Origin of the sequence: Hyphomicrobium sp. 2TAF46, from assembly GCF_052114865.1 — a bacterium.
Taxonomy (GTDB): domain Bacteria; phylum Pseudomonadota; class Alphaproteobacteria; order Rhizobiales; family Hyphomicrobiaceae; genus Hyphomicrobium_B.
In genome coordinates this window covers 1-711 of the sequence record NZ_JBFRFO010000029.1, presented here as the reverse complement: position 1 = coordinate 711, position 711 = coordinate 1, and the positions used below count along the sequence as shown (strand labels likewise).

Annotated in this window: 1 protein-coding gene; it reads right to left on the bottom strand. The window is 68.5% G+C overall.

The window, feature by feature from the left end; genetic code table 11:
* Window positions 1–711: hypothetical protein (locus tag AB4Z24_RS22510; protein ID WP_441711889.1), on the bottom strand; the 711-nt coding region annotated here is incomplete at both ends.

The window sequence follows — 711 nt, the reverse complement described above, 5'->3', positions numbered from 1 at the left end:
CCATTCGCCGATCGTGTGCTTGGTGTTGGCGAGATAGCCGCCGACTTCGAGCAGACCGCCCGGCGTGTAGTAGCGGTCGCTGTCGTAGCCGCCSGTSCCSGCCGGCACGTAGATCAGGTCGCGCAGGTCGACCCAGACGTCGGCGTTCTTCAGGTARYTGTTGTCGCGGTTCTGCGGGCTGTCGCGCAGCTCGTTGCCCTGGATGTTGATCTTGAGGTTGTTCGCGCTCATCGCCAGCTGCACGTCGCGCACGCCGGAGACGTCGATCACCGCGCCGTCCGCCGTGAACACGCGCCGGCCCGCCGACACCGCCACCTGMCCGCCCTGCGCCAGCGTGATCGAGCCGTCGGCGCCGCCCGCAAACACCACGTCGCCGCCGCTSACGATCTCGATCCGCGACTGGTCGAGACGATCGGCCAGCGTCGACAGGTTGTTGAACGGACCCGTCGCSGTCCGCTGCCCATTGGCCGCCGCCGAGGCCTTGATCAGCGCMTCGCGCTGGCTGTCGAGCGCCGTCTCCGTGCTCARCAGCTCGGGGATCACCGTCGTCAGGCTGCCCGCGCCGAGCGTGATGCTGCCGAGTGTGTCGGTCGCGGCGTTCAACAGATGGATCGTGCCCCGCGTGTTGACCGACGTCGTCGACAGCAGCACCCCGTCCTGCAGGATCGTCCGCCCCGCCAGCGTGATGTCGCCCTGCGGCGCGAAAATGAG